At 67.0% G+C, this 20,817-nt stretch carries 21 protein-coding genes, 1 tRNA gene, 1 other RNA gene and 1 pseudogene; 17 read left to right on the top strand and 7 right to left on the bottom strand.

Going from position 1 to position 20,817, the window contains the following annotated elements; translation table 11 throughout:
* Positions 1-76: 76 nt before the first annotated feature.
* Positions 77-1,288, bottom strand: a complete 1,212-nt coding sequence (fes, locus tag RJ1_RS05810; RefSeq protein ID WP_073359012.1) for an enterochelin esterase — start codon at positions 1,286-1,288, stop codon at positions 77-79.
* A 73-nt stretch (positions 1,289-1,361) separates the two neighbouring features.
* Between fes and fepB the strand changes: the two genes are divergently transcribed.
* Both fepB and RJ1_RS05800 read left to right on the top strand, forming a co-directional pair.
* Complete coding sequence (gene fepB / locus RJ1_RS05805) at positions 1,362-2,375, top strand: Fe2+-enterobactin ABC transporter substrate-binding protein (protein WP_083400547.1); 1,014 nt, start codon at positions 1,362-1,364, stop codon at positions 2,373-2,375.
* An 85-nt stretch (positions 2,376-2,460) separates the two neighbouring features.
* Positions 2,461-3,297, top strand: a complete 837-nt coding sequence (locus tag RJ1_RS05800; protein ID WP_073359010.1) for a DUF1206 domain-containing protein — start codon at positions 2,461-2,463, stop codon at positions 3,295-3,297.
* Positions 3,298-3,347: 50 nt separating this feature from the next.
* On the opposite strand, the gene RJ1_RS05795 is transcribed toward RJ1_RS05800, so the two are convergent.
* Positions 3,348-4,646: an aspartate aminotransferase type Ic gene (locus tag RJ1_RS05795; protein WP_073359009.1), complete on the bottom strand. Its 1,299-nt coding sequence runs from the start codon at positions 4,644-4,646 to the stop codon at positions 3,348-3,350.
* Positions 4,647-4,689: 43 nt separating this feature from the next.
* Positions 4,690-4,784, bottom strand: an RNA gene (ffs, locus tag RJ1_RS05790) — signal recognition particle sRNA small type.
* A 124-nt stretch (positions 4,785-4,908) separates the two neighbouring features.
* Here ffs and RJ1_RS05785 point away from each other — a divergent pair.
* The 4 genes from RJ1_RS05785 to RJ1_RS05770 all read left to right on the top strand — a co-directional run bounded on the left by RJ1_RS05785 (position 4,909) and on the right by RJ1_RS05770 (position 7,458).
* A complete protein-coding gene (locus tag RJ1_RS05785; RefSeq protein ID WP_073359008.1) occupies positions 4,909-5,403 on the top strand; it encodes a hypothetical protein in 495 nt (164 codons plus the stop codon).
* Positions 5,404-5,462: 59 nt separating this feature from the next.
* Positions 5,463-5,550 (top strand) — tRNA-Ser (locus RJ1_RS05780).
* Positions 5,551-5,729: 179 nt separating this feature from the next.
* Positions 5,730-6,689, top strand: a complete 960-nt coding sequence (locus RJ1_RS05775; protein WP_073359007.1) for an alpha/beta hydrolase — start codon at positions 5,730-5,732, stop codon at positions 6,687-6,689.
* Positions 6,690-6,774: 85 nt separating this feature from the next.
* Entirely contained in the window at positions 6,775-7,458 is a 684-nt protein-coding gene (locus RJ1_RS05770; protein WP_073359006.1) for a YoaK family protein, read from the top strand.
* On the opposite strand, the gene RJ1_RS05765 is transcribed toward RJ1_RS05770, so the two are convergent.
* Positions 7,433-7,948 carry a COG4315 family predicted lipoprotein gene (locus RJ1_RS05765; RefSeq protein ID WP_073359005.1) on the bottom strand — a complete coding sequence of 172 codons (516 nt, stop codon included), beginning with the start codon at positions 7,946-7,948 and terminating at the stop codon, positions 7,433-7,435. The genes RJ1_RS05770 and RJ1_RS05765 overlap by 26 nt on opposite strands.
* 155 nt (positions 7,949-8,103) lie before the next feature.
* On the opposite strand from RJ1_RS05765, the gene RJ1_RS05760 reads away from it, so the two are divergent.
* From RJ1_RS05760 to RJ1_RS05740, 5 genes and pseudogenes are all read left to right on the top strand, one after another.
* Positions 8,104-8,913 (top strand): helix-turn-helix domain-containing protein, encoded by an 810-nt coding sequence (locus tag RJ1_RS05760; RefSeq protein WP_073359124.1) that lies wholly within the window; start codon positions 8,104-8,106, stop codon positions 8,911-8,913.
* On the top strand, positions 8,910-9,470 hold the full coding sequence (locus tag RJ1_RS05755) for a TIGR03086 family metal-binding protein (protein WP_073359004.1): 561 nt from the start codon (positions 8,910-8,912) through the stop codon (positions 9,468-9,470). The genes RJ1_RS05760 and RJ1_RS05755 overlap by 4 nt, the downstream gene beginning before the upstream one ends.
* A 39-nt stretch (positions 9,471-9,509) precedes the next feature.
* The gene (locus RJ1_RS05750) at positions 9,510-11,051 is read left to right on the top strand and encodes a metallophosphoesterase (protein WP_073359003.1); all 1,542 of its coding nucleotides are present in this window, start codon (positions 9,510-9,512) and stop codon (positions 11,049-11,051) included.
* Positions 11,052-11,343: 292 nt separating this feature from the next.
* Positions 11,344-12,580 (top strand): annotated as a pseudogene (locus tag RJ1_RS05745) (RNA-guided endonuclease InsQ/TnpB family protein).
* Positions 12,581-13,234, top strand: a complete 654-nt coding sequence (locus RJ1_RS05740; protein ID WP_073359002.1) for a lysophospholipid acyltransferase family protein — start codon at positions 12,581-12,583, stop codon at positions 13,232-13,234.
* Here the strand turns inward: RJ1_RS05740 and RJ1_RS05735 are convergent.
* The gene (locus tag RJ1_RS05735; RefSeq protein ID WP_073359001.1) at positions 13,218-13,799 is read right to left on the bottom strand and encodes a TetR/AcrR family transcriptional regulator; all 582 of its coding nucleotides are present in this window, start codon (positions 13,797-13,799) and stop codon (positions 13,218-13,220) included. The two genes, RJ1_RS05740 and RJ1_RS05735, sit on opposite strands and share 17 nt — an antisense overlap.
* A gap of 83 nt (positions 13,800-13,882) precedes the next feature.
* On the opposite strand from RJ1_RS05735, the gene RJ1_RS05730 reads away from it, so the two are divergent.
* From RJ1_RS05730 to gluQRS, 3 genes are all read left to right on the top strand, one after another.
* Complete coding sequence (locus tag RJ1_RS05730; RefSeq protein ID WP_073359000.1) at positions 13,883-14,461, top strand: dihydrofolate reductase family protein; 579 nt, start codon at positions 13,883-13,885, stop codon at positions 14,459-14,461.
* A 79-nt stretch (positions 14,462-14,540) separates the two neighbouring features.
* Positions 14,541-15,152, top strand: a complete 612-nt coding sequence (locus RJ1_RS05725; protein ID WP_073358999.1) for a TetR/AcrR family transcriptional regulator — start codon at positions 14,541-14,543, stop codon at positions 15,150-15,152.
* An 11-nt stretch (positions 15,153-15,163) separates the two neighbouring features.
* The gene (gluQRS, locus tag RJ1_RS05720) at positions 15,164-16,117 is read left to right on the top strand and encodes a tRNA glutamyl-Q(34) synthetase GluQRS (RefSeq protein WP_073358998.1); all 954 of its coding nucleotides are present in this window, start codon (positions 15,164-15,166) and stop codon (positions 16,115-16,117) included.
* Here the strand turns inward: gluQRS and RJ1_RS05715 are convergent.
* Positions 16,086-16,637 carry a DUF4190 domain-containing protein gene (locus RJ1_RS05715; RefSeq protein ID WP_073358997.1) on the bottom strand — a complete coding sequence of 184 codons (552 nt, stop codon included), beginning with the start codon at positions 16,635-16,637 and terminating at the stop codon, positions 16,086-16,088. The genes gluQRS and RJ1_RS05715 overlap by 32 nt on opposite strands.
* Positions 16,638-17,174: 537 nt before the next feature.
* On the opposite strand from RJ1_RS05715, the gene RJ1_RS05710 reads away from it, so the two are divergent.
* The 3 genes from RJ1_RS05710 (at position 17,175) to RJ1_RS05700 (ending at position 19,486) form a co-directional block, all read left to right on the top strand.
* Positions 17,175-17,843, top strand: a complete 669-nt coding sequence (locus tag RJ1_RS05710) for a DUF2189 domain-containing protein (RefSeq protein WP_073358996.1) — start codon at positions 17,175-17,177, stop codon at positions 17,841-17,843.
* Between the two features lie 157 nt (positions 17,844-18,000).
* Positions 18,001-18,639 (top strand): RDD family protein, encoded by a 639-nt coding sequence (locus RJ1_RS05705; RefSeq protein WP_073358995.1) that lies wholly within the window; start codon positions 18,001-18,003, stop codon positions 18,637-18,639.
* Positions 18,640-18,757: 118 nt separating this feature from the next.
* The gene (locus RJ1_RS05700; RefSeq protein WP_073358994.1) at positions 18,758-19,486 is read left to right on the top strand and encodes a queuosine precursor transporter; all 729 of its coding nucleotides are present in this window, start codon (positions 18,758-18,760) and stop codon (positions 19,484-19,486) included.
* Positions 19,487-19,529: 43 nt separating this feature from the next.
* Here RJ1_RS05700 and tgt read toward each other — a convergent pair whose 3' ends face one another.
* Positions 19,530-20,774 (bottom strand): tRNA guanosine(34) transglycosylase Tgt, encoded by a 1,245-nt coding sequence (gene tgt / locus RJ1_RS05695; RefSeq protein WP_073358993.1) that lies wholly within the window; start codon positions 20,772-20,774, stop codon positions 19,530-19,532.
* Positions 20,775-20,817: the final 43 nt, after the last annotated feature.

Genomic DNA, 20,817 nt, shown 5'->3' with positions numbered 1-20,817 from the left:
ATCGGGCGGGTGTGTCTTCTCCTCGACGAGCGGTATCCACAGAGTTATCCACATCACTGCATTACTGCTGGGTAGGTCACAGCATCGCCGCGATTCCGCCGATCAGTCCGTCGCGCCAGTGGAGGACGTCGTGGCCTCCGCAGAACTCCCGGTACCGCACGTCGTGGCCGGTTTCCAGCAGCAGGTCGCGCACTTCGCGGTGGGGTTCGACGAGCATCCATTCGAGTGTTCCGACCTCCATGCCGAATCGGCTGCCCGACCGTGCCGTGGTGCGGACGCGCTCCTGGAACGTGGTTCCCGTCCCCGACCCGGGCCACCAGAAGGATCCGGACAGGCTGACGGCGCACCCGAACACGTGCGGCGCGGTGAGTGCGAGAAAGCAGGCCGTCAGTCCGCCCAGGCTGCAGCCGGCGACGATCGTCGACGCCGGGTCTTCGGTGGCAGACCACTCCCGCCGCAGCCACGGCAGTAGTTCGCCGGCGAGACCGGCGGCGAACTCGGCGCTGCACCCCAGCTCCTCGGTGCGCAATTCCGGTCCGACGCTGTCGACCATCACGACGAGCGGAACCCGGTGCCCTGCTGCCCGTCCGAGCGCGTCGACGGCGCCCGCGATCGGCAGGTCGACCGCCCACGTCCGGCCGTCCAGCATCACCACGACCGGACGATCCTCCGACGCGAGGCCGGGCGGCTCGTAGACCCACACCGACCGTCGCGTGCCCGACAGCGTGAACGCCGTCTCGTGGGCCCTGCCGCCGCCCGGCCGGTCCGTCCACCAGCGCTGCGCCGGCGCCCCGGGCATCACCGCTTCGGAGCAGTCGCCGGCCTGCACCACCCGTGTGGGCAGCGGGTTGAACGGGTCGGGGTGTGCGCCGGCGAGCACACTCCGCCACCACTGCCAGCCCGGGGTGTCGCCCGGACCCGACAGCGGTTCCACGCGGGGAATGAAACAGTAAGCGCCACGCCAGTTCTCGGGGACCTCGATCGACAGCGACCACAGGTCGGTGCCGGGTAGCCGCGACAGCGCCGCTCGTTCCGGCCGGGAGCGGTCGGTGATTCCGTTGGCATCGAGGTAGACGTGCCGCGTGCGGGACGTGCGCTCGTCGCCTTCCGGGTCCCGCCAGCAGAACGTCGCGACGACACAGCCGGGGTCTGCGCCGTCCGATTCGATCAGGGGGCTGCCGACGGCGGCGAGCCGATCCCAGAAGGCGGGGACGTCTTCGCGCGTGAGGTCGTCGACCGACCGGGTGCGCACGACGCGACGCTCGGGCCCCGGCACTCGCTGCAGCATCCACTTCCCCGTTTCGATGTAGGTAAAGCTAGCCTAAATGAGCTTTGTTACTCGTGCGAAAGAGAGACCCACCGTGAAACTTCGCCGCTCATTCGCAGCCGTCGCTGTCCTCGCCGTCGGGATCGGCGTCGCCGCGTGCTCGTCCGATCCCGAACCCGAGGCCACGACCCCCGGCACCACCACCGTGTCCGACCAGAGCTGGCCGCGCACCGTCACCGACGAGACCGGCAGCGTGACGATCGAGCAGAAGCCCGAGCGGATCATGTCGACCAGCGTCACCCTCACCGGCTCACTGCTCGCCCTCGACGCCCCCTTGATCGGCACCGGCGCGCAGAGACCGAGCGACGTGACCGACGAGAAGGGCCTGTTCACGCAGTGGGCCGACATCGCCGCCGAGCGCGGCGTCGAGACGCTCTACCAGGGGGAGCCCAACGTCGAGAAGATCACCGCCGCCGATCCGGACCTCATCTTCGTGTCCGCCACGGGCGGCGACTCGGCGCTCGATCAGGTGGACATGCTGAAGCAGATCGCGCCCGTCGTGGTGCTCCGGTACGACGACAAGTCGTGGCAGGACCTCAGCGGGCAGATCGCCGCAGCCATCGGAGCCGAGGACCAGGCGGAAGCCCTCGTCGCGAAATTCGACCAGCAACTCGACGACGCCAAGTCGGCGATGGGCACCGACAAGATCGCCGCGGCGAACCCCGTGAATGTGCTCGCGTACAACTCGCCGGAGGAGTCGCGGATCTTCACCGCCGAATCGGCTCAGGGCATCCTGCTGGAACGCCTCGGATTCTCGCTCGCCGAGCTGCCCGCCGACATCAACTCCGCCGACAAGGGCATCATGGCCGGCCGCAAGGACGTCGTGCCCGTCGGGCAGGAGAACCTGCCGCGCGCACTGCCCGGCAACACCACCTTCATCGTCATCGGTGAAGCAGAAGACGTCGACCGGTTCCTCGCGGATCCGACGGTGCAGCAGACCCCTTCCGTGGAGAAGAAGCAGGTGATCGCGCTCGGGAAGGACAGCTTCCGCCTCGATTACTACAGCGCTTCCAACCTGATCGACCGCGTCTCGAACGCAGTGCGATAGCGCTCACCCGGTGTCGGCGCGGCCGATACCGGGTACGCCTACGGTCAAGGGACTCCGGTCCGTCGCACGACCCGAAGGACACCCGATGGCCCAGAACGAAGCCAACCGAACCAGCGGCTTCAGTGGAGCAGTGGATCGTGCAACAGACAGCACCACCTTCGAGCGGGTGGCGCGCGCAGGCCACGTGATGAGCGGGTTCGTCCACCTGCTGATCGCGTACATCGTCATCCAACTCGCGTTCGGCAGCGGCGGCAACGCCGATCAGTCTGGGGCGCTGGGCACACTGGCGTCCGAACCCGGTGGCCGGTTCGCGCTGTGGGTGGCGGCGATCGTGTTCGTCGCGATGGCGCTGTGGCGGCTCGCCGAAACGGTTCTCGGGCCGCACGCCACCGAGCATTCCGACGGCGATGACGACAAGACGTCCCTGTTGGACCGCGTCAAGGCGTTCAGCCTGGCCGTCGTCTACTTCGCGTTCGCGTTCTCGGCGGTCCAGTTCGCGCGCGGCGGAGGCAAGTCCAGCGGCGAGCAGAACGCCGGACTCAGCGCCCGGCTGATGCAGTCCGGCGGCGGAAAGTTCGTCCTGATCGTCGTCGGCCTGGTCGCCATCGGCGTCGGCATCTACCACGTCTACAAGGGGGCGGCAAAGAACTTCCTGGACGACCTGAAGGGCACCCCGTCGAAGTTCGTCGAACCGCTCGGAGTGGTCGGATACGTGGCCAAGGGCCTCGTCATCGCGGGCGCCGGTGTGCTGGTGATCGTGGCGGTCCTGAACTCCGACCCGTCCAAGGCCACCGGCATCGACGGGGCGGTGAAGACCCTGGGCTCGGCGCCGTTCGGGCAGTTCCTCCTGGTCCTCGCCGGACTGGGCATCGCCGCGTACGGGCTGTACAGCTTCGTGATGGCCCGCTACGCCCGCATGTAGAGACACGTCCGGCCGCTCACCCGACGAGGTGAGCGGCCGGACGGCAACTTCTACGACTTCGGCAGGTCCAGGCGGGATTCGGTGGCCGCGAGCAGCACGCACGTCGCGACACCGTTCATCGACTTGTCCAGATCCTCCATCGAGGGGAAGCTCGGCGCGAGCCGGATGTTCTTGTCGTCGGGGTCGACGCCGTACGGGAACGCCGATCCGGCGGCGGTGAGCGCGATCCCCGCGTCCTTCGCCAGAGCGATGACGCGCTTCGCGGTGCCCTCGACGACGTCCAGGCTGATGAAGTACCCGCCCTTCGGCTCCGTCCACGACGCCACCTTCGACGCCCCGAGACGATCCTCGAGGATCTTCAGGACGAGCGCGAACTTCGGCGCCAGGATCTCGCGGTGCTTCTCCATGTGGGCGCGCACGCCTTCGGCGTCACCGAAGAACCGCAGATGACGCAACTGGTTCAGCTTGTCGGGACCGATGCTCTTCTTACCGAGGTACTTCTGGTACCAGGCCAGGTTCGCGGTCGAGGAACCGAAGAAGCTGACGCCCGCACCGGCGAACGTGATCTTCGACGTGGACGCGAACACGAGCGGCCGGTTCGGGTTACCCGCCTCCGCGGCCATCCCGAGGATGTCCAGCGACGGTGCCGTCTCGCCGACCAGCGGGTGCACGGCGTAGGCGTTGTCCCAGAACAGCCGGAAGTCGGGGGCGGCGGTCGGCATCGACGCCAGCGTCCGCGTGACCTCTTCCGAGTACACCGCGCCGGTGGGGTTGGAGTAGTTGGGAACTGCCCACAGACCTTTGATCTGCGGATCGTTCGCCACCAGCTCGGAAATGACGCCGACGTCGGGCCCGTCCGGGCGCATCGGCACCGGGATCATCTCGATGCCGTAGGTCTCGGTGATCCCGAAGTGCCGGTCGTAACCGGGTGCCGGGCACAGGAACTTGACCTTCTCCTCCTGCGACCACGGGCGCGGGGAGTCGGGGGTGCCGTGCAGCAGGGCGAACACGACGTTGTCGTGCATGATCTCGAGGCTGGCGTTGTTGCCGGCGAGCAGGTTCTCGACCGGAATGCCGAGCAGTTCACCGAAGATGGCGCGCAGCTCGGGCAGACCGGTGAGCCCGCCGTAGTTGCGGGTGTCCGTGCCGTTGCCGTCGCGGAAGTCGCCGTCACCGGGCAGTGTCAGCAGCGCCGCCGACAGATCCAGCTGCTCGGGCGAGGGCTTGCCGCGAGTGAGGTCGAGCGTGAGCTTCTCGGTCTTCAGCTGCGCGTAACTCGCAGTCTGGCGCTCGTGCTCCGAAAGTAGTTCCTCATGGCTCATCAACCCGATCTGGGTCTGGTTGGTCATCAGGAGCGGCCTCTCACCGACATCGTGGGTCGGGTATGCGAAAGATAGGGGACCCCGCGCACCCGGCAGAGCCCGTTGACCCTTGCTGCCTTCCGGCCCTGGGGGAGTTCACAGGATGCGCGCCGCGCGGGATCCACCACAGAGTGTAGACGGCCCGGAGTCGCGGTCGGGACCCACCCCGGTCCGGGCAGACACCGCGCGTCTGACCACGGCCAGTGCTACCGTCGCCCCCGCATTCGGCCACCTTCGGCAAAGGATCGGGATGAAATTCAGAAGGACAGCACACGCGGTGACACTCGCCGCCGTCGTGGCAGCACTGTCGGCGTGCGGCGGAGGCAGCGACGACGCAGCCACGTCGGACGCGGTGAGCTGGGACGCGGCCGAGCCGTGCACGCTCGCGGACGAAACGACGCTCGCACCGCTTCTCACGGCAGGCGCCGGCGAGGGCACCGCCACCGACAGTCCCGAACGTCGCGCCTGCACGTGGGGCAAGCCCGAGGCGCTGAACACGGTGACCGTCACCACCACGAGCGCGCCGGAACCGGTGGACCCGTTGCGCACGATCGACGTCGGCGGACTCGAGGGCCGAGCCCTCGCGGAGAGCAAGTACCAGTGCATCCTCGAGGTCACCACCGACTCCGGCACCCTGTCGATCGAGACGAAATTCGGTCTCGACGCCACCGCGAACCCGGACACGTCCTGCGACCGCTCCGTCCCCCTCGCCGAGCACGCCGTCGGGCAGCTGAAGTGGGGATAGAACGGGCGACTACCTGGTCGTTTAACGGTGAGCCGCAGTCGTTGGGTATGCTCCTCCACGGAGGATTCGCCTAGTGGCCTATGGCGCTCGCCTGGAACGCGGGTTGGGTTAACGCCCTCAGGGGTTCAAATCCCCTATCCTCCGCCACAGGAAGCCCCTGTGAACTGCCGACAAGCAGTTCGCAGGGGCTTCTTTCGTCGCTGGTACAGCCCCCCTGGACCCGAAAGTCCTGGCCACAGCAGGCGCAATCCGTTATCTCCCTGTTATCGTCTGCGGTGCAGCGTTCGCTGTGCTGTGTGTCGATTTCGAGATAAAAGGACATTGGTATGGCGATTCGTCGCACCCGCGCACTGATCGTGGGCCTCGTCGCAGTATTGGCATCGGGCCTCGTGTCCGTCTTGGCCGGAACCGGCATCGCACATGCCGACTCGGCCGTGATCTCGGTGTACTCACCGTCGATGGGCAAGGACATTCCCGTCAAGGTGCTCAAGGCGGCGGGCGGTGGTCCTGCGCCGACGCTGTACCTGCTCGACGGCCTGCGCGCACCGGACGACAACAACGGCTGGCTGATCGAGACCGACGTGGAGAACTTCTTCGCCGGCAAGCACGTCAACGTGGCCATTCCGTTCGGCGGCGGCGGCACCTTCTACTCGGATTGGCTTCGCGACGACCCGAAGCTCGGCCGGGTCAAGTGGGAGACGTTCCTGACCAAGGAGCTGCCCCCCGTGATGGCTTCGCAGTTCGGCAGCGACGGGGTGAACAACGCGGTCGCAGGTCTGTCGATGAGCGGCACCTCCGCGCTGAACCTCGCCACGCATCGCCCCGATTTCTACAAGGCGGTCGCCTCCTACAGCGGGTACCCGACGGCCAGCTCGCCCGGCTTCGCGCAGGGTATTCAGGTCTCCGTCGCCCAGATGGGCGGCAACTCGCTGAACATGTGGGGCTTCTGGCCGTCGGCTGCGTGGCTTCGCAACGACCCGCTGCTCAACGTCGGCGCGCTGCGCGGCAAGTCCGTGTACATCTCTTCCGGTGCAGGTTCGACGGCGAGCGATCCCACCGTCGACCCGGACAGCGACTCGTTCGACCCGGTCAAGTTCTCGCAGACGGTCCCACTCGAAACCGCGTCGGGCCTGAGCAGCAGCTCCTTCGTTCCCGCAGCGAAGGCCGCCGGCGCGAGCGTGCAGACGCACATCACCGATGACGGCCTCCACACGTGGAACTACTGGCAGGACCGGCTTCACGAGTCCTGGGCCAGCACCCTCGCGCCTGCCCTCGGCACCTCCTAGCCAGGCGGTTCGGATCGCCTGACCTGCGCGACAAGTGGCCCCCGATCTCCGGATCGGGGGCCACTGTCGTTCGTCGCGGTGTTTGATGTGGGGTGTGCCGATCGACGACAGCAGGCAGATGCTCGTGGTGGCGGTGGTGCTGTCCACACTGGCCGGGTACGTCGACGCGCTGGGGTTCATCACGCTCGGCGGGTTCTTCGTCGCGTTCATGAGCGGCAACCTCACGCGGTTCAGCGTCAATTTCGCGGACGCCGCGTGGGCACCGGCCCTGACCGCGGCGGCGGTGATCGGCACGTTCGTCCTCGGTTGCGCCCTCGGCGCCGTGGTCGTGCACCTGTCCGACCGGCGGAACCTGGCCGTCCGGACGACGGTGCTCGCGGTGGTGACGGGACTGCTGATCATCGGCTCGGTCGCCGCGACGTTCGGTGCGAGCACCGTGGCCGTCGGCGCCATGCTGCTCGCGATGGGCGCCGAGAACTCCTTCTTCCAGCGGGACGGCGAGGTCACCATCGGCCTCACCTACATGACGGGTGCCCTCGTGAAGATGGGACATCGGCTGGCCGGGGCACTGTTCGGCGGGCCGCGGTGGGCGTGGCTACGACACTTCGCGCTGTGGGTGGGCCTCGTGGTGGGGGCGGTGACGGGCGCACTCGCGCACCACTGGATCGGGCTGGACGCCCTCTGGTTCGGTGCCGCGCTGTCGGCGGCGCTGACCGCCACCGTCCACCTGAGGATCGAGCGGTCTACTCGCCGCCCGCAGTTGTCGTGACCGGGTTGCCTGCGGAGTCGAGGGTCCACCACACGCTGCCGACGGCCTGCCCGTACGCGTCCCCGGGTTCGGTGTCGTCCTTGTAGCGGTACACGGGACGGCCGTTGACGGTGAGCTGATGGGTGCCGTCTGCTGCCGGGATGGTGTCGATGACGACTTCGTGCAGTCCCTGAACCGTCGGGTTCTCGGTGACCGAGGTGACCGGCGGCCACGACTGCAGGCACGTGTCGCGGCACGAACTGGCACCGGAGCCGACCTCGTCTTTGTCGTACACGTAGACGGTCATACCGCCGTCGTCGACCATCACCTCGCCGAGCGTCGTCGGTCCCATCTTCAGTACCGGGGTGCCGGGCGCCACGGGCGGGGATGTCGGTGTCGGCGACACCGGTGCGTTTCCGCCCGTGTCGCCGGAGTCGGTGCTGTCGTAGGCGCAACTCGAGAAGGTCAGGCTGACGGCGGCGATCGCTGCCAGCGCCCATGTTCGTCTCATGGAGTCCTCGTTCTCTGTGACGGCGAAGTGGCGGGCCTCCGGGGAACCTCTGCGGACCCGTGCATACAGTTCACCTCGAGTTGCGTGCTGGTGCGGGCACTTCGGGCGATGTGACCGGCCCGCACGTGTCGGTATTCGTGATTACGCTCCATGACATGGGCTGGTACACACCGACCTCGCCGTCGTCCGACCTCACCGACACCCTGGTGTGCGGATGGTCGGCGCGCACGGAAGGCGAACATCTGCTGGTCCCGGACGCGTGCATGGACATCCTGTGGATCCGGGGAGTCGGGATCCGGGTGTGCGGTCCCGAAACCGCGGCCTGGTCGTTCACGCTGCCTCCGGGCACCGAATCCGTCGGCGTCCGTTTCCGTCCCGGCGCCGGCGCGCATCTGCTGCGGACGTCGGCCGCCGAGGTCCGCGACATCCGGGTCGGGCTGGGGGACGTGCTCGGGTCCACGTGGGAACGGACGCTGACCGATCGCCTCGACAACGCGTCCGACTGTGCGGAACGCATCGCCCTGTTCGAGAACGCCGTGCGCGCGTGGCGGGACCGCGGGCCCGACGCCGACCCGTTGATCGGCAACGTGCGGCAGGCCCTGGCCCGGCACTCCTGGAACGTGGGCGCGCTCGCCGACGCCGCCTCGGTCACCGAGCGGCAACTCCAGCGTCGGTGCAACGACGCGTTCGGATATGGGCCGGCGACACTGCGCGGCATCCTGCGACTGCAACGGTTCATGGCCCTGGCGCAGTCGGGGGCGCGGACCGGACTCGCCGAACTCGCCGCCACCGCCGGCTACAGCGACCAGGCGCACCTGTCGCGGGAGTGCCGCCGGATCTCCTCGCTGACCCCGTCCGCGCTCCTCGCCGGCGAGGCACCCGGCTGGCACGGGGCGGATTCCGTCGTCGATGTCGGAAATGTTCAAGCGCCCGGGCGCTGGACGGGAGAAGAATCGGCAGCATGACCTCGACAACCGAAACCCCCGCCGCCCATTACCGCGACCTCGCCGCCAAGTTCACGAACCGGGTCGAATCCGTGCCCGCCGACCGCTGGGACGACGCGTCCCCGTGCGACGGCTGGACGGCCCGCGACGTCGTGCGGCACGTGATCGACACCCAGCGCTACATCGTCACCGTCGTGGATCTCGAACTACCGGAGAGTCCGTCCGTGGACGACGATCCGGCTGCCGCGTGGGCGTCCACCCGCGATTCGATGCAGAAGATCCTGGACGACCCCGCCCTCGCGGGCCGCGAGTACGACGGGCACTTCGGCCGCACCGACCTCGGGAAGACGGTCGACAGCTTCTACTGCTTCGACCTGGTGATCCACGGCTGGGACCTGGCCCGGGCCACCGGTCTCGACGAGACAATTCCCGCCGACGACCTGACGTGGGTCGGCGGCGTCGCCGAGGGGCTGGGCGACAACATCCGCACAGCCGGCGTGTGCGGTCCGGCCGTGGACGTGCCCGCGGACGCCGACGAGCAGACCCGGGTCCTGGCCTTCCTCGGTCGCAAGGCCTGACGGTCGGCACCTTCCCGGCCGCGCTTGTAACCTCAGGTCATGAGCGTGCCGGGAAGGTTTGCCGCGCTGACTGCGGTGTCACTCGCCGCGGCGCTGCTCGGCGGTGACATGGTGGCGCTGGCCGATCCCGAGCCCCGCGGCACGTCGGGACTGCCGGCCCGCGGCCTCACCACGTCGGCGCCGCTCGCGTCGGCGGTGATGTTCGCCGGGACCACCGGCGAGGCCACCCCGTCGCAGCGGGTTCCGGGCGAGGAGTCGGACGGCATGTCGGCCACCAGCCACGGCTTCGACGAGTACCCGTACATGCGGTACGAGGTCCGGTTTCCCCCTGATACCGACGACGGCAGCGACGTGACCTGGCAGGGACATTCGGTCAATCTCGACGACCTCGCGATGCACGTGTGGGACGAGGATGCGGACAGCTGGGGTGAGCCGGTCGCGACGGCGCAACCGTCCGCCCCGGGCAGCCCCGTCACCCTGACCGCCCGGATCGAGGATGCGGACTCCGCTCAGATCCTCGTCATCGACAGTCCCCGGCGGGACCGGAGTTTCCGCGACGCCAATGCGACGGCCGATCAGCAGTTCGCCGACCCGGACACGTACGACTTCGCGCTGCAGCACATCACCGACACCCAGTACGTGTCGCGGGACCGGCCGGAGGTGTACTTCGACATGACCCGCTGGACCGCCGACAACGCCGCCGCACGCAAGATCGCCTATTCCATGCACACCGGCGACCTCGTGCAGAGCTGGATCCGCCCGGGAGCACCCGAGTCCCGTGCCCGGCCCGAGTTCGAGGTCGCGGACAAGGCGATGGCGACGCTCGAGGACGCCGGCATTCCCTACGGTGTCCTGCCCGGGAACCACGACAATCTGTGGAACGTCGGCGGACGGCTCATCCCAGGTGAGCACGAGAAGAACCACGCGCTCTACAACGAGTTCTTCGGCCCGTGGCGGTTCCGCGACCGGCCGTACTGGGGCGAATCCGTCACGGACACCGACAATTCGGCGCATTACGATCTGCTGGACATCGCCGGCGCGAAATTCCTGATGCTCTACATCGGCTACAACCCGCCCGAGCACGTCCTGAAGTGGGCCGAGGGCGTGCTCGCCGATCACCCGGATCGTAACGTGGTGATCGGCAGCCACTACTACCTGGATGAGGACGGCTCACTGCGGATGAGCGGGTTCGGCGACATCGGGACCAGTGCGGGACAGCAGATCTGGAACCGGCTCGTCGTTCCGTTCGAGACGGTGTTCCTGGTGCTCGCAGGACACGTCGACGGGCAGACCACGGTCACCGATCGGAAGGTGGGCGACACGGATCGGAAGGTCGTGGAGTTGCTGGCCGACTACCAGTACTTCAGCGTGGAAGGGCTCCGCGAGACCGGTTTTCAGCGGCTCCTGCAATTCGACCTCGACGGCGGGGCGCTCGCCGTCACCACGCACTCCCCCACGCTGGACAGTTTCCGGGTGGAGGACTTCGATCCGCAGCGTCGCTACGAGCCCGGCGACGGGGACTTCGTCACCGATGTGGAATTGCGGGCCGATCTGCCGCGCGCCGTCATCCCCGTGCCCTGAGATGTAACTCGACCAGTTGCGCGACGCAGCTGTCCGCTCGGAGAACTCCTGCGGCGGGCGGCGGGCGGCGGGCGGCGGGCGGCGGGCGGATACACCGGCGATCCTGTTGCCCCAGGGTGAGAGTTGCCCTGTGGGTGGGTAACGGATCAATTGGGTGCACGTGAGCGGTGTCGCCGTCGCATTTTGTGAGTGCTTCCCGGACGTGTCGGACCCCGCTGCCATGATCTGTTCACACCGCGTCAGCATCAGGCCGGTGAAACGCTCGTCGGCTCGGAGAGGTGGTGGGTGCGAGGTGAAACGGATTGTCGTAGTCAAGCTCGTCCCCCGTCCTGATCAGTTCGCGGCGCTAGAAGCGACGTTGGCGTTGTGCAACGAGGTTGCCAACGAGGTTGCCGGGGTGGCGCAGTCGATGGGATTACGGTCGCGGCGGGCGCTGCAGGTCGCGCTATATCCGAGGGTGAAGACGCGGGGCCTCTCCGCGCAGCCGGCGTTGCATGTTCTGCGGAAAGTTGCCGACGCATACACCACCCGGCAGGGGAACCTGACCAACGGAAACTACGGTCGGCCCGGGTCGACACGGTATACGGCAGTGGCCGATGCCGCGGTCAAATTCCGGCCGCATGCTGCCCAACCGTTCGACGACAGGTGCCTGTCGTGGCAAATGGATTCCTCGACCGTGTCGATCTGGACCACGGCGGGCCGGATGCGGGGTGTGCGGTTCGTGTGCGCGCCGTGGCAACACGAACTCCTCGCCGCCCGCAAGGGTGAAACCGACCTCGTCTACCGCGACGGTCTCTTCTACCTGTATGCCACCGTCGACGAAGCCTCACCGGAACCGGCCCCGCCGCCGGACAGCGCCGCGGGCTGGTTGGGTGTGGATCTGGGGATCGTGAACCTCGCCGTCACCACCGACGACGATCCGGCCACGCTCGACGTGCGGTGGTCCGCCGGGGCGGTGACGGCGCGCCGGAAGAAGAACGCCGCCCTGCGCGCGACGTTGCAGAAAGTTGGCACGAAATCGGCGAAGCGGAAACTGAAGACACGGCGACGAAAGGAACAGCGGTTCGCCACCGACGTCAACCATCAACTGTCGAAAAGTATTGTTGCCAAGGCACAACGCACCGGTCGTGGGATCGCGATGGAAGACCTGTCAGGTATCCGCGACCGGGTACGGCTAGCCCGAGGGCAACGGACCCAACTCCATTCCTGGGATACGCCCAGCTACGCGCCCAGATCACCTACAAGGCCGAGATGGCTGGGGTGCCCGTCGCTGTCGTTGACCCCCGGAATACTTCGCGAACGTGCTCACAGTGCGGGTACTGCGACAAGGCGAACCGGGTCTCGCAAGCAACATTCCGATGCCGACACTGCCAGTGGACCGGTCATTCCGACCACAACGCGGCCCGCAACATCGCCGCACTCGGACATCGCACGTACAGGGCCGCCCAATCAACCGTGCCCATAGCAGCCACCCCTCCGCAGCCAGCGGGAACGTGAGCAGCAAACCCGACCCCTTCAGGGACGAGTAGTTGATATACGCGCTGATCGGACCGGTTCTGCGGATCTTCGGGCGGCCCACGATCGACGGCGCACAGCACATCCCGAAGTCGGGGCCGGTGATCCTGGCGAGCAACCACCTCACCGTCGTCGACTCGTTCTTCCTCGTCCTGATGGTGCGCAGGCGCATCACGTTCGTCGCCAAGAGCGAATACTTCACCGAGAGCGGCGCGAAGGGGCGGGCGAAACGGTGGTTCTTCACCGCGGCCGGCCAGGTGCCGATCGACCGATCCGGAGCCTCGGCGGCGGAATCCGCCCTGAATACCGCCCGGAAAATCCTGGGCGACGGCAAGGTCTGGGGAATCTATCCCGAGGGAACACGGTCACCCGACGGCCGGCTCCACAAGGGCAAGACCGGAATCGCCCGCGTCGCCCTCGCGACGGGCGCCCCGGTCGTCCCCGTCGCCATGCACGGAACACGGCGGGTCAACCCCGTCGGGTCGGCGATGTGGCGGTTCGGCAAGGTGACGGTGACCGTCGGCGAGCCGCTCGACTTCTCCCGGTACGCGGCACTGCGCGACAACCGGCACATCGTGCGGGCCGCGACGGACGAGCTGATGCAGGCCCTGATGGCGCTGTCGGGCCAGGAGTACGTGGACGACTACGCGCTCAGGCCTCCGGCGTAGCGACGGCACGCGTCACGAGGTCGGCGATGAGCCGTTCGGTGTCGACCGTCTCGAGCACACCGGGCAGGGTCAGGTGTTCGACGATGAGCCCACTCATCGCGAGGTAGAGCATGACGACGGTGCTGCGGTCACCGGGTAGCCCCGAGTCGAGATGGAACCCGATGTCGCGCTCCAGGTTCTCGGAGATCGTGCGGGTCAACTTGGTCCGCAACTCTGGGCGCCGGACCGCCTCGAGGCGCAACTCGTGCAGTGCGAGGTACCCCGTCCGGTCGCGGGCGATCCTGTCGAACAGCCCCTGCATGTATTCGATCGCGAGCGCGAGGTTCTGCGGCCTGCGACCGCTTTCCTCGATCACCGAGGGGTCGGGTCCCATGCGTTCGTGAATCCGTTTGCCGACCTGGTCGAACAGGTCGTCGCGGTTGGCGAAGTAGTTGGATGCGGTTCCCTTCGGCACCTCGGCCTCGGCGTCGACCGCGCGAAAGGTGAGTCCGCGGGCGCCCTCTCGCGCGAGCACTTCGATCGCCGCGTTCACGAGTGCCGCGCGGCGTTCCGGGTTCTGCGCCATCGACCCTCCTTCACAAAAGGACTTGCAACCACTGCACACATAGTACTACAACTGGAGTGGTTACCGACTGCGGGAGGACCCACATGCGAAAACTCGTCTACTACGTCGCCAGCACCCTCGACGGATTCATCGCCGGCGCCGACGGCGCAGACCCCACCGGCACTCTCTTCGAGATCGAGGGCGATCACATGCCCGTGATGATCGCCGAATACCCCGAGACGGTCCCCACCCACATGCGGGCACCGCTGGGAATCGATGCCCCCAACCGGCATTTCGACACCCTGATCATGGGCCGCAGCAGCTACCAGCCCGGCCTCGACCTCGGCGTGACCAGCCCCTACGCGCACCTGCGGCAGTACGTGTTCTCGACGACGATCACCGAGTCGCCCGACCCGGACGTCGAGATCGTGTCGGGCGATGCGATCGAGAAGGTGCGCGAACTCAAGAAGGAGGACGGCCAGGATATCTGGTTGTGCGGCGGCGGAAAGCTCGCCGCCGCGGTGCAGCCCGAGATCGACGAGCTTCGGATCAAGGTCAATCCCGTGGTGATCGGCACCGGCATTCCCCTGTTCGACGGCGAATTCGGTCCGCAACGGTTCCGGCTGGCCGATAGCCGGGCGTTCGAAAGCGGGATGATCTTCCTGACGTACGTCCGCCGATAATCGAAATCCCACCCGCCACTCGAGGCGACACGGGCACCTGACGCACGTATTGATTCAATACGTCAGTAATGTTCGGGGCATGCGCGAACGCCGATACTCGTCCACCAGCCCCGAACACCTGGCAGCAGCCTTGTTCGACGTCGCGGCCGAGTCGGGTCTCGAGGGTGCCAGCGTGCGCGAGGTCGCCAAGAGGGCGGGTGTGTCCATCGGTGCCGTCCAGCACCACTTCTCCACGAAGGACGAGATGTTCGCGTTCGCGCTGCGAACCCTCGTCGACACACTGCTCACCCGACTGTCGGAGATCGACCGCGGCGACGACCCCGCCCGGGCCCTGTTCTCCGCGATGTCCCAGCTGCTGCCGCTCGACGAGGCGAGGTCTCGGGAGGCGCATGTCCTGGCGGCTTTCGCCGTCCGGGCCGCGACCTCCCCGTCGCTCGCCGAGATCCGGCGCAAGACCCTGTTCACCATCCGCACCGGGCTGTCCGCCGTGCTGATCAGGATCGGCACACCGGAAGCGGAAACCCGTGCGGCGCTTCTGCTCGCCACCGTCGACGGTCTCGCCCTCGACGCGATCGGCAGTCCGACGCTGTATCCGCCGGAGTACCTCGAGCACGCGCTCGACATCCAGATCGGCATGATTCTGCAGGGCGCCGACGCCGCGCCGTCGTCGTCGATCGAGCTGGCCAGCTGACCCGTCGGCCGATGTCACATTCGTCTCGTCTGAACGAACCACTGTCACGTCCGGCGGGTGCGGGTCGGTTCGCGCCCAGCCCGTCCGGCGACCTGCACGTCGGCAACCTGCGGACGGCCGTGCTGGCGTGGCTCTTCGCCCGCGCGACCGGCCGGCGTTTCCTGCTGCGCGTCGAAGACCTCGACCGCGTCCGCGAGGGAGCCCGGGAACGGCAGTTGACCGACCTCACGGAACTCGGCCTCGACTGGGACGGCGACGTCGTGTCGCAGTCGCACCGGCTGCAGCGCTACGAGGACGCGATCGCGAAGCTGCACGCCGCCGGCCTGACATACGAGTGCTTCTGCACGAGAAGAGAAATCCAGAAGGCGGCATCGGCACCCCACTCCCCCCAGGGCGCCTACCCGGGGACCTGCCGCAACCTGACCCCGGACGAACACGCGGACCGGCTCGCCGGTGGACGCCCACCCGCCCTGAGACTGCGCGCCGACGTCACCTCGTTCACCATCGACGACGTCCTGCACGGAAGCTTTTCCGGCATGGTGGACGACCTCGTGCTCCGTCGCGGCGACGGAACACCCGCCTACAACCTGGCCGTGGTGGTCGACGACGCCGCCCAGGGAATCGATCAGGTGGTGCGCGGCGACGACCTGCTCTCGTCCGCGCCGCGCCAGGCGTACCTCGCGGGACTGCTCGGACTGACCGCCCCCATCTACGCGCACGTGGCGCTCGCACTCAACGAGGACGGCAAACGGCTGGCGAAACGCGACGGTGCCGTCACCCTCACCGACCTGAAAGCGTTGGGACGCACCCCGAGCGACGTCCTCGGTGTGCTGGCGACGTCGCTCGGACTCGCGGCACCGGGCGAGGTCGTGGATCTCGGGATCGTCCTCGACCGCTTCGATCCCGCCCGACTGCCGTGCGAACCGTGGGTGGTCAGGCCCCCGACGCCGCCGCAATCACCATGATCAGGAAGAACACAATCCACGCGGCGATGTAGGTTCCGCCGATGACGATTCCGGCGATCGCGAGCCCCCGGCCCTCCTGACCGGACTTCTTGATCTGACCCAGCGCGATGACGCCCAGCACGATTCCGACGATGGAACCGAGACCGTAGAAGCAGCCGCCGATGATCGAGGTGATCAGGGACGCGATCGCGAGACCGTTCGTCCCGAGCGACTGCGGGTAGGGCGCGCCGTACGGATTCGGTGTGCCGTACGGGTTCGGTGCGCCGTACTGCGGGGCGGGACCGCCGTACTGGCCTTGCGGGCCGTACTGATTCGGGGCGGCGTAGGGGTTGGGCCCCCCGTACTGCTGACCCTGCGCCCCGTACTGGTCGCCGCCGTACTGATTCGGCGCCGCATACGGATTCGGCGGCGTCCCGTACGCACCCGGTTGCTGGTAGTCGGGGTACTTCTCGGTGGGCGCCGAATAGGTGGGATAACCGGATTCGTCGACCCCGTAGCCGTCGCGCGGTAAACCGGGCACCTCACCGTAAGTCGGTGGTGTTTGCCCGTTGTACGGATTCGAATCGTCCGATCCCCCAGAATTAGTCACGATAACCAGCGTAAAGCATGAAAACCGCAGGAGAAGAAGCAGACCAAAGGGAGGCGAGTAAAGGATTGTCCACGTAGTGTTTATTCGCACTGTCACGCGCGAGCACTCAACTCTTGCTGAGGGGATCACATGACGACTGGTGGACACGACCCAAACGACAAACCCGAAGGCGGTGACCAGGGCGGATACCCCCCGCAGGGCAATCCTCCGCCGCCGCCCGGTGGTTATCCACCGCCCCCGGGAAATTACCCTCCGCCGCCGCAGGGTCCGCCGCCCGGCGGATATCCGCCACCCCCGCCCGGCGGAAACTACCCACCGCCTCCCGGCGGTAACTACCCACCGCCTCCCGGTAATTACCCTCCGCCGCCGCAAGGACCGCCGCCCGGCGGAAACTACCCGCCGCCGCAGGGCAATTACCCGCCCCCTCCGCAGGGTCCGCCGCCCGGCGGATATCCGCCGCCCCCGCCCATGTCGGATTACGGTGCCCCCGGGCAGACGCCGGGACAGTTCTCCGTCGGTGACGCGATCGGCTACGGCTGGAACAAATTCAAGGACAACGCGCTCATCTGGATCGGCATTCTTCTGATCGCCGCGATCATCCAGGTGGTGCTGAACCTCGTCTTCGGCGGATTCAGCACCTCGTCCGACATGAGTGCCGCGTTCTCGGTGTGGCGCATCATCGGCACGATCGTCACCACCATCGTCGGCTACCTGATCAACGCGGCACTCGTGCGAGGCGCACTGCACGAGGTGGACGGGAACAAGCCGGCGTTCGGTTCGTTCTTCCAGTTCACCAATGTCGGGGCGATCATCATCGCCAGCGTCATCATCGGTGTGGCCGCCACGATCGGTTTCGTCCTGCTCATCATCCCCGGCCTCATCGTGGTCTTCCTGACATGGTGGACATTGCAGTTCGTCATCGACCAGAACGAGGACGCGATCACCGGCATCAAGTCGAGTTTCCGTGTGATCTCGCAGAATGTCGGCCCGGTGCTGCTGCTGGCCCTGGCCCTCGTCGGCATCAACATCGTCGGTGCAATCCTCTGCGGTGTCGGACTCCTCGTCTCGATCCCGATCACGATTATCGCGTCGACCTACGCATACCGCGTGCTCACCGGCCGTTACGTCTCGGCCTGACCGTTCGCGCCCCACGGGTGGGCGTGCTCCTGTCCTGCGGGACGGAAGCACGCCCACCCGTTTTGCCACTCCCGTCACTCGAGTCACTCCCACCCCTTGCGTAGTGTGCTCATGCGTCATCCGAGACATTCAGGACTCGAGATTCGAGGGGGAACACATGACTTCTGGCGGATTCGATCCAGGCCAGGGACAACAGCCGTTCGGCGGGCAGCAGTACGGGCAACCGCACTACAACGGTGCGGGGCAGCAGCAGTACGGGCAGCAGTTCGGCGCACAGCAGCCGCAGTTCGATTCGGCGCAGCAGTTCGGGACCCAGCCGTTCGCTCAGCCGGACTTCGGAATCGACCCGGCCAGGGCCGGCGAACTTCTTCCGCGCCTCGGGGCGCGGGTCATCGACGGCCTGATCGTCGGCATTCCGATGGCCGTGGTCACCGCCGTCATCTCGCTGGTGCTGGGCAGCTTCCTCGGCAGCGTCCTCGGGGCGATCCTCACCGCGGCCGCCGCGGTGGGCTACTTCGTGCTCCTCGAGACGACGAGGGGCCAGACCCTGGGCAAGCAGATTCTGGGCCTGCGCGTCGAGGGCCCGAACGGCGGACTGCCCACCCAGCAGCAGTCGCTGACCCGGAACGGCTTCTATGTCCTGTCCGCGCTCGGGGGCTTCCCGTTCCTCGGGTTCCTGTTCGGACTTCTCGGCGTCGTCGCCGCCGTCGTCATCGGCGTGACGATCAACAGCAGCCCCACCAAGCAGGGCAAGCACGACGAACTGGCCGGCGGGACGCGCGTCGTCCAGGGCTGACCTGACACCCGTCCTACCGCGCGGGTGAACGTACCTTTGATCGCTTCAGATCGGACAAAAGGTACGTTCACCCGTTCCTGATTCGCGCCCCTCCACCTGCAGGTGCTTGGATTGCGGCGTGACAGCCTCAGATCAGCAGACCAAAACAGCCGACCACGCGACGTTTGCGCACGTCAGCCGCGGGTACTACCCCACGTTCGTCGCCCTCTTCACCGCGACGCTGCTGATCTCGAATATCTGCGCGACGAAAGGCGTCGCATTCTTCGCCGACTCGTCGCTGACGCTCGGGCCGCTGCAGATCCTGCCGATCATCACCGACGGCGGCTTCTTCCTGTTCCCGCTGGCCTACATCCTCGGCGACGTCCTCAGCGAGGTGTACGGGTTCAAGTCGACGCGTCGCGCGATCTACCTGGGCTTCGGTGCCCTGATCCTGGCCGCGTTCTGCTTCTGGCTCCTCATCGAACTGCCCTCCGCCGATTTCTACGAGAACCAGGAAGCGCTGCGGTCCGTCGTCGGCGTCTATCCGCGACTCCTGCTCGCCGGGCTGGCCGGATACCTCGTCGGGCAGATGCTGAACTCGGTGACGCTGGTCCTGATCAAGGAGCGCACCAAGGAGAAGCACCTCTGGGCGCGGCTCATCGGCTCGACCATCGTCGGTGAGTTCGCCGACACCCTGATCTTCTGCTCCATCGCCGCCGGCGCGATCGGCATCAGCACGTGGAGCGATTTCGTGAACTACGTGATCGTCGGGTTCCTGTGGAAGACCCTCGTGGAGGTGCTGGTCATGCCGATCACGTACCGCGTCATCGCCTACGTGAAGAAGCGCGAGCCCACCTACCAGCTCTGACCCCCACGTGAGTGGGAATGTGTGCTCGAGGACGCATTCCCGCTCACGTGCGGTAGAAGCGGCCCAGCGTCTCGGCCTTGAACTCGTCGAAGTAGCCGCCGTCGATGCTGTCGCGGATCTGATCGACCAACCGCACGGTGAAGCGCTCGTTGTGGATGGTGCACAGCGTGGACGCCAGCATTTCCTTCGCCTTGAACAGGTGATGAATGTAGGCGCTGGTGTAGTTCGCGCAGGTGTAGCAGTCGCAGTTCTCGTCGATGGGTGTGAAATCACGACGGAAGCGGCTGGTGTTGATATTGAATCGGCCGTCCGGGTGATAGATCGCAGCGTTGCGCGCGACGCGTGAGGGATTCACGCAGTCGAACGTGTCGGCGCCGTTCTCGATGGCGACGAAGAAATCGTCCGGCTCGCTGATGCCGAGCATGTGCCGAGGCTTGTGCTCGGGTAGTTCCTCGTTGCACCAGCGGACGATGGTGCCCAGGTTCTGCTTCTCCAGCGCACCACCGATGCCGTACCCGTCGAAGCCGCGTCCGCTCTCACCCGTGATCGACTCCAGCCCCCGGCACGCCTGCCGCCGCAGGTCCTCGTACTGTGCGCCCTGCACCACCCCGAACAGCGCCTGATACGGGCGGTGCGAGCGCTCCGCGGTCAGCTTCTCGTGCTCGGCGATGCACCGCACCGCCCACGCCTGCGTCCGCTCCACCGATTGCTCCTGGTAGCCGCGGGTGTTCAGCAGGGTGGTGAGCTCGTCGAACGCGAACATGATGTCGGCGCCGAGCTGATGCTGGATCTGCATCGACACCTCGGGGGTGAACCGGTGCCGCGACCCGTCCAGGTGCGATTTGAACGTCACGCCGTCGTCGTCGACGGTCGCGAGGCGTTCCTTGCCCTTGGCGATGACGTCGTCGGAACGCACCCCGACCGCTTCCATCGCGAGGACCTTCTTGAACCCGACGCCCAGCGACATCACCTGGAATCCGCCGCTGTCGGTGAACGTCGGGCCGTCCCAGTTCATGAACTTGCCCAGACCGCCGGCCTCGTCCACGATGTCCGGCCCGGGCTGCAGGTACAGGTGGTACGCGTTGGCGAGCACCGACTGCGCGCCCAATTCCTTCATGCTCTCGGGCAGCACCGCCTTGACGGTGGCCTTGGTGCCGACGGCCACGAAGGACGGCGTCGCGATGTCGCCGTGCGGGGTGTGAATGGTCCCGCTGCGGCCCAGCTTCCCCTCGAGTCGGGTGCCGACGGTGAAGAACGGATCGGGCGGGGTCGGGACTACGGCATTCACCGGTGTATCCAATCACGCGCGACATTTCCGCCGACACATCACT

It is taken from the genome of Rhodococcus jostii NBRC 16295, assembly GCF_001894825.1.
GTDB lineage: Bacteria > Actinomycetota > Actinomycetes > Mycobacteriales > Mycobacteriaceae > Rhodococcus_F > Rhodococcus_F jostii.
The sequence above is the reverse complement of the archived record's forward strand: the minus strand, read 5'-3'. Positions and strand labels throughout refer to the sequence as shown.

Bases quoted from the DNA above. Each gene is read 5' to 3' on its own strand.
- RJ1_RS05760 (WP_073359124.1), top strand. From the start codon at position 8,104: ATGGGCTGGTACACACCGACCTCGCCGTCGTCCGACCTCACCGACACC.
- fes (WP_073359012.1), bottom strand. From the start codon at position 1,288: ATGCTGCAGCGAGTGCCGGGGCCCGAGCGTCGCGTCGTGCGCACCCGG.
- RJ1_RS05730 (WP_073359000.1), top strand. From the start codon at position 13,883: ATGCGAAAACTCGTCTACTACGTCGCCAGCACCCTCGACGGATTCATC.
- RJ1_RS05705 (WP_073358995.1), top strand. From the start codon at position 18,001: ATGACTTCTGGCGGATTCGATCCAGGCCAGGGACAACAGCCGTTCGGC.
- RJ1_RS05795 (WP_073359009.1), bottom strand. From the start codon at position 4,646: ATGACCAACCAGACCCAGATCGGGTTGATGAGCCATGAGGAACTACTT.
- RJ1_RS05775 (WP_073359007.1), top strand. From the start codon at position 5,730: ATGGCGATTCGTCGCACCCGCGCACTGATCGTGGGCCTCGTCGCAGTA.
- RJ1_RS05770 (WP_073359006.1), top strand. From the start codon at position 6,775: ATGTGGGGTGTGCCGATCGACGACAGCAGGCAGATGCTCGTGGTGGCG.
- RJ1_RS05725 (WP_073358999.1), top strand. From the start codon at position 14,541: ATGCGCGAACGCCGATACTCGTCCACCAGCCCCGAACACCTGGCAGCA.
- RJ1_RS05735 (WP_073359001.1), bottom strand. From the start codon at position 13,799: ATGGCGCAGAACCCGGAACGCCGCGCGGCACTCGTGAACGCGGCGATC.
- RJ1_RS05800 (WP_073359010.1), top strand. From the start codon at position 2,461: ATGGCCCAGAACGAAGCCAACCGAACCAGCGGCTTCAGTGGAGCAGTG.
- RJ1_RS05785 (WP_073359008.1), top strand. From the start codon at position 4,909: ATGAAATTCAGAAGGACAGCACACGCGGTGACACTCGCCGCCGTCGTG.
- RJ1_RS05710 (WP_073358996.1), top strand. From the start codon at position 17,175: ATGTCGGATTACGGTGCCCCCGGGCAGACGCCGGGACAGTTCTCCGTC.
- RJ1_RS05765 (WP_073359005.1), bottom strand. From the start codon at position 7,948: ATGAGACGAACATGGGCGCTGGCAGCGATCGCCGCCGTCAGCCTGACC.
- gluQRS (WP_073358998.1), top strand. From the start codon at position 15,164: ATGTCACATTCGTCTCGTCTGAACGAACCACTGTCACGTCCGGCGGGT.
- RJ1_RS05750 (WP_073359003.1), top strand. From the start codon at position 9,510: ATGAGCGTGCCGGGAAGGTTTGCCGCGCTGACTGCGGTGTCACTCGCC.
- RJ1_RS05755 (WP_073359004.1), top strand. From the start codon at position 8,910: ATGACCTCGACAACCGAAACCCCCGCCGCCCATTACCGCGACCTCGCC.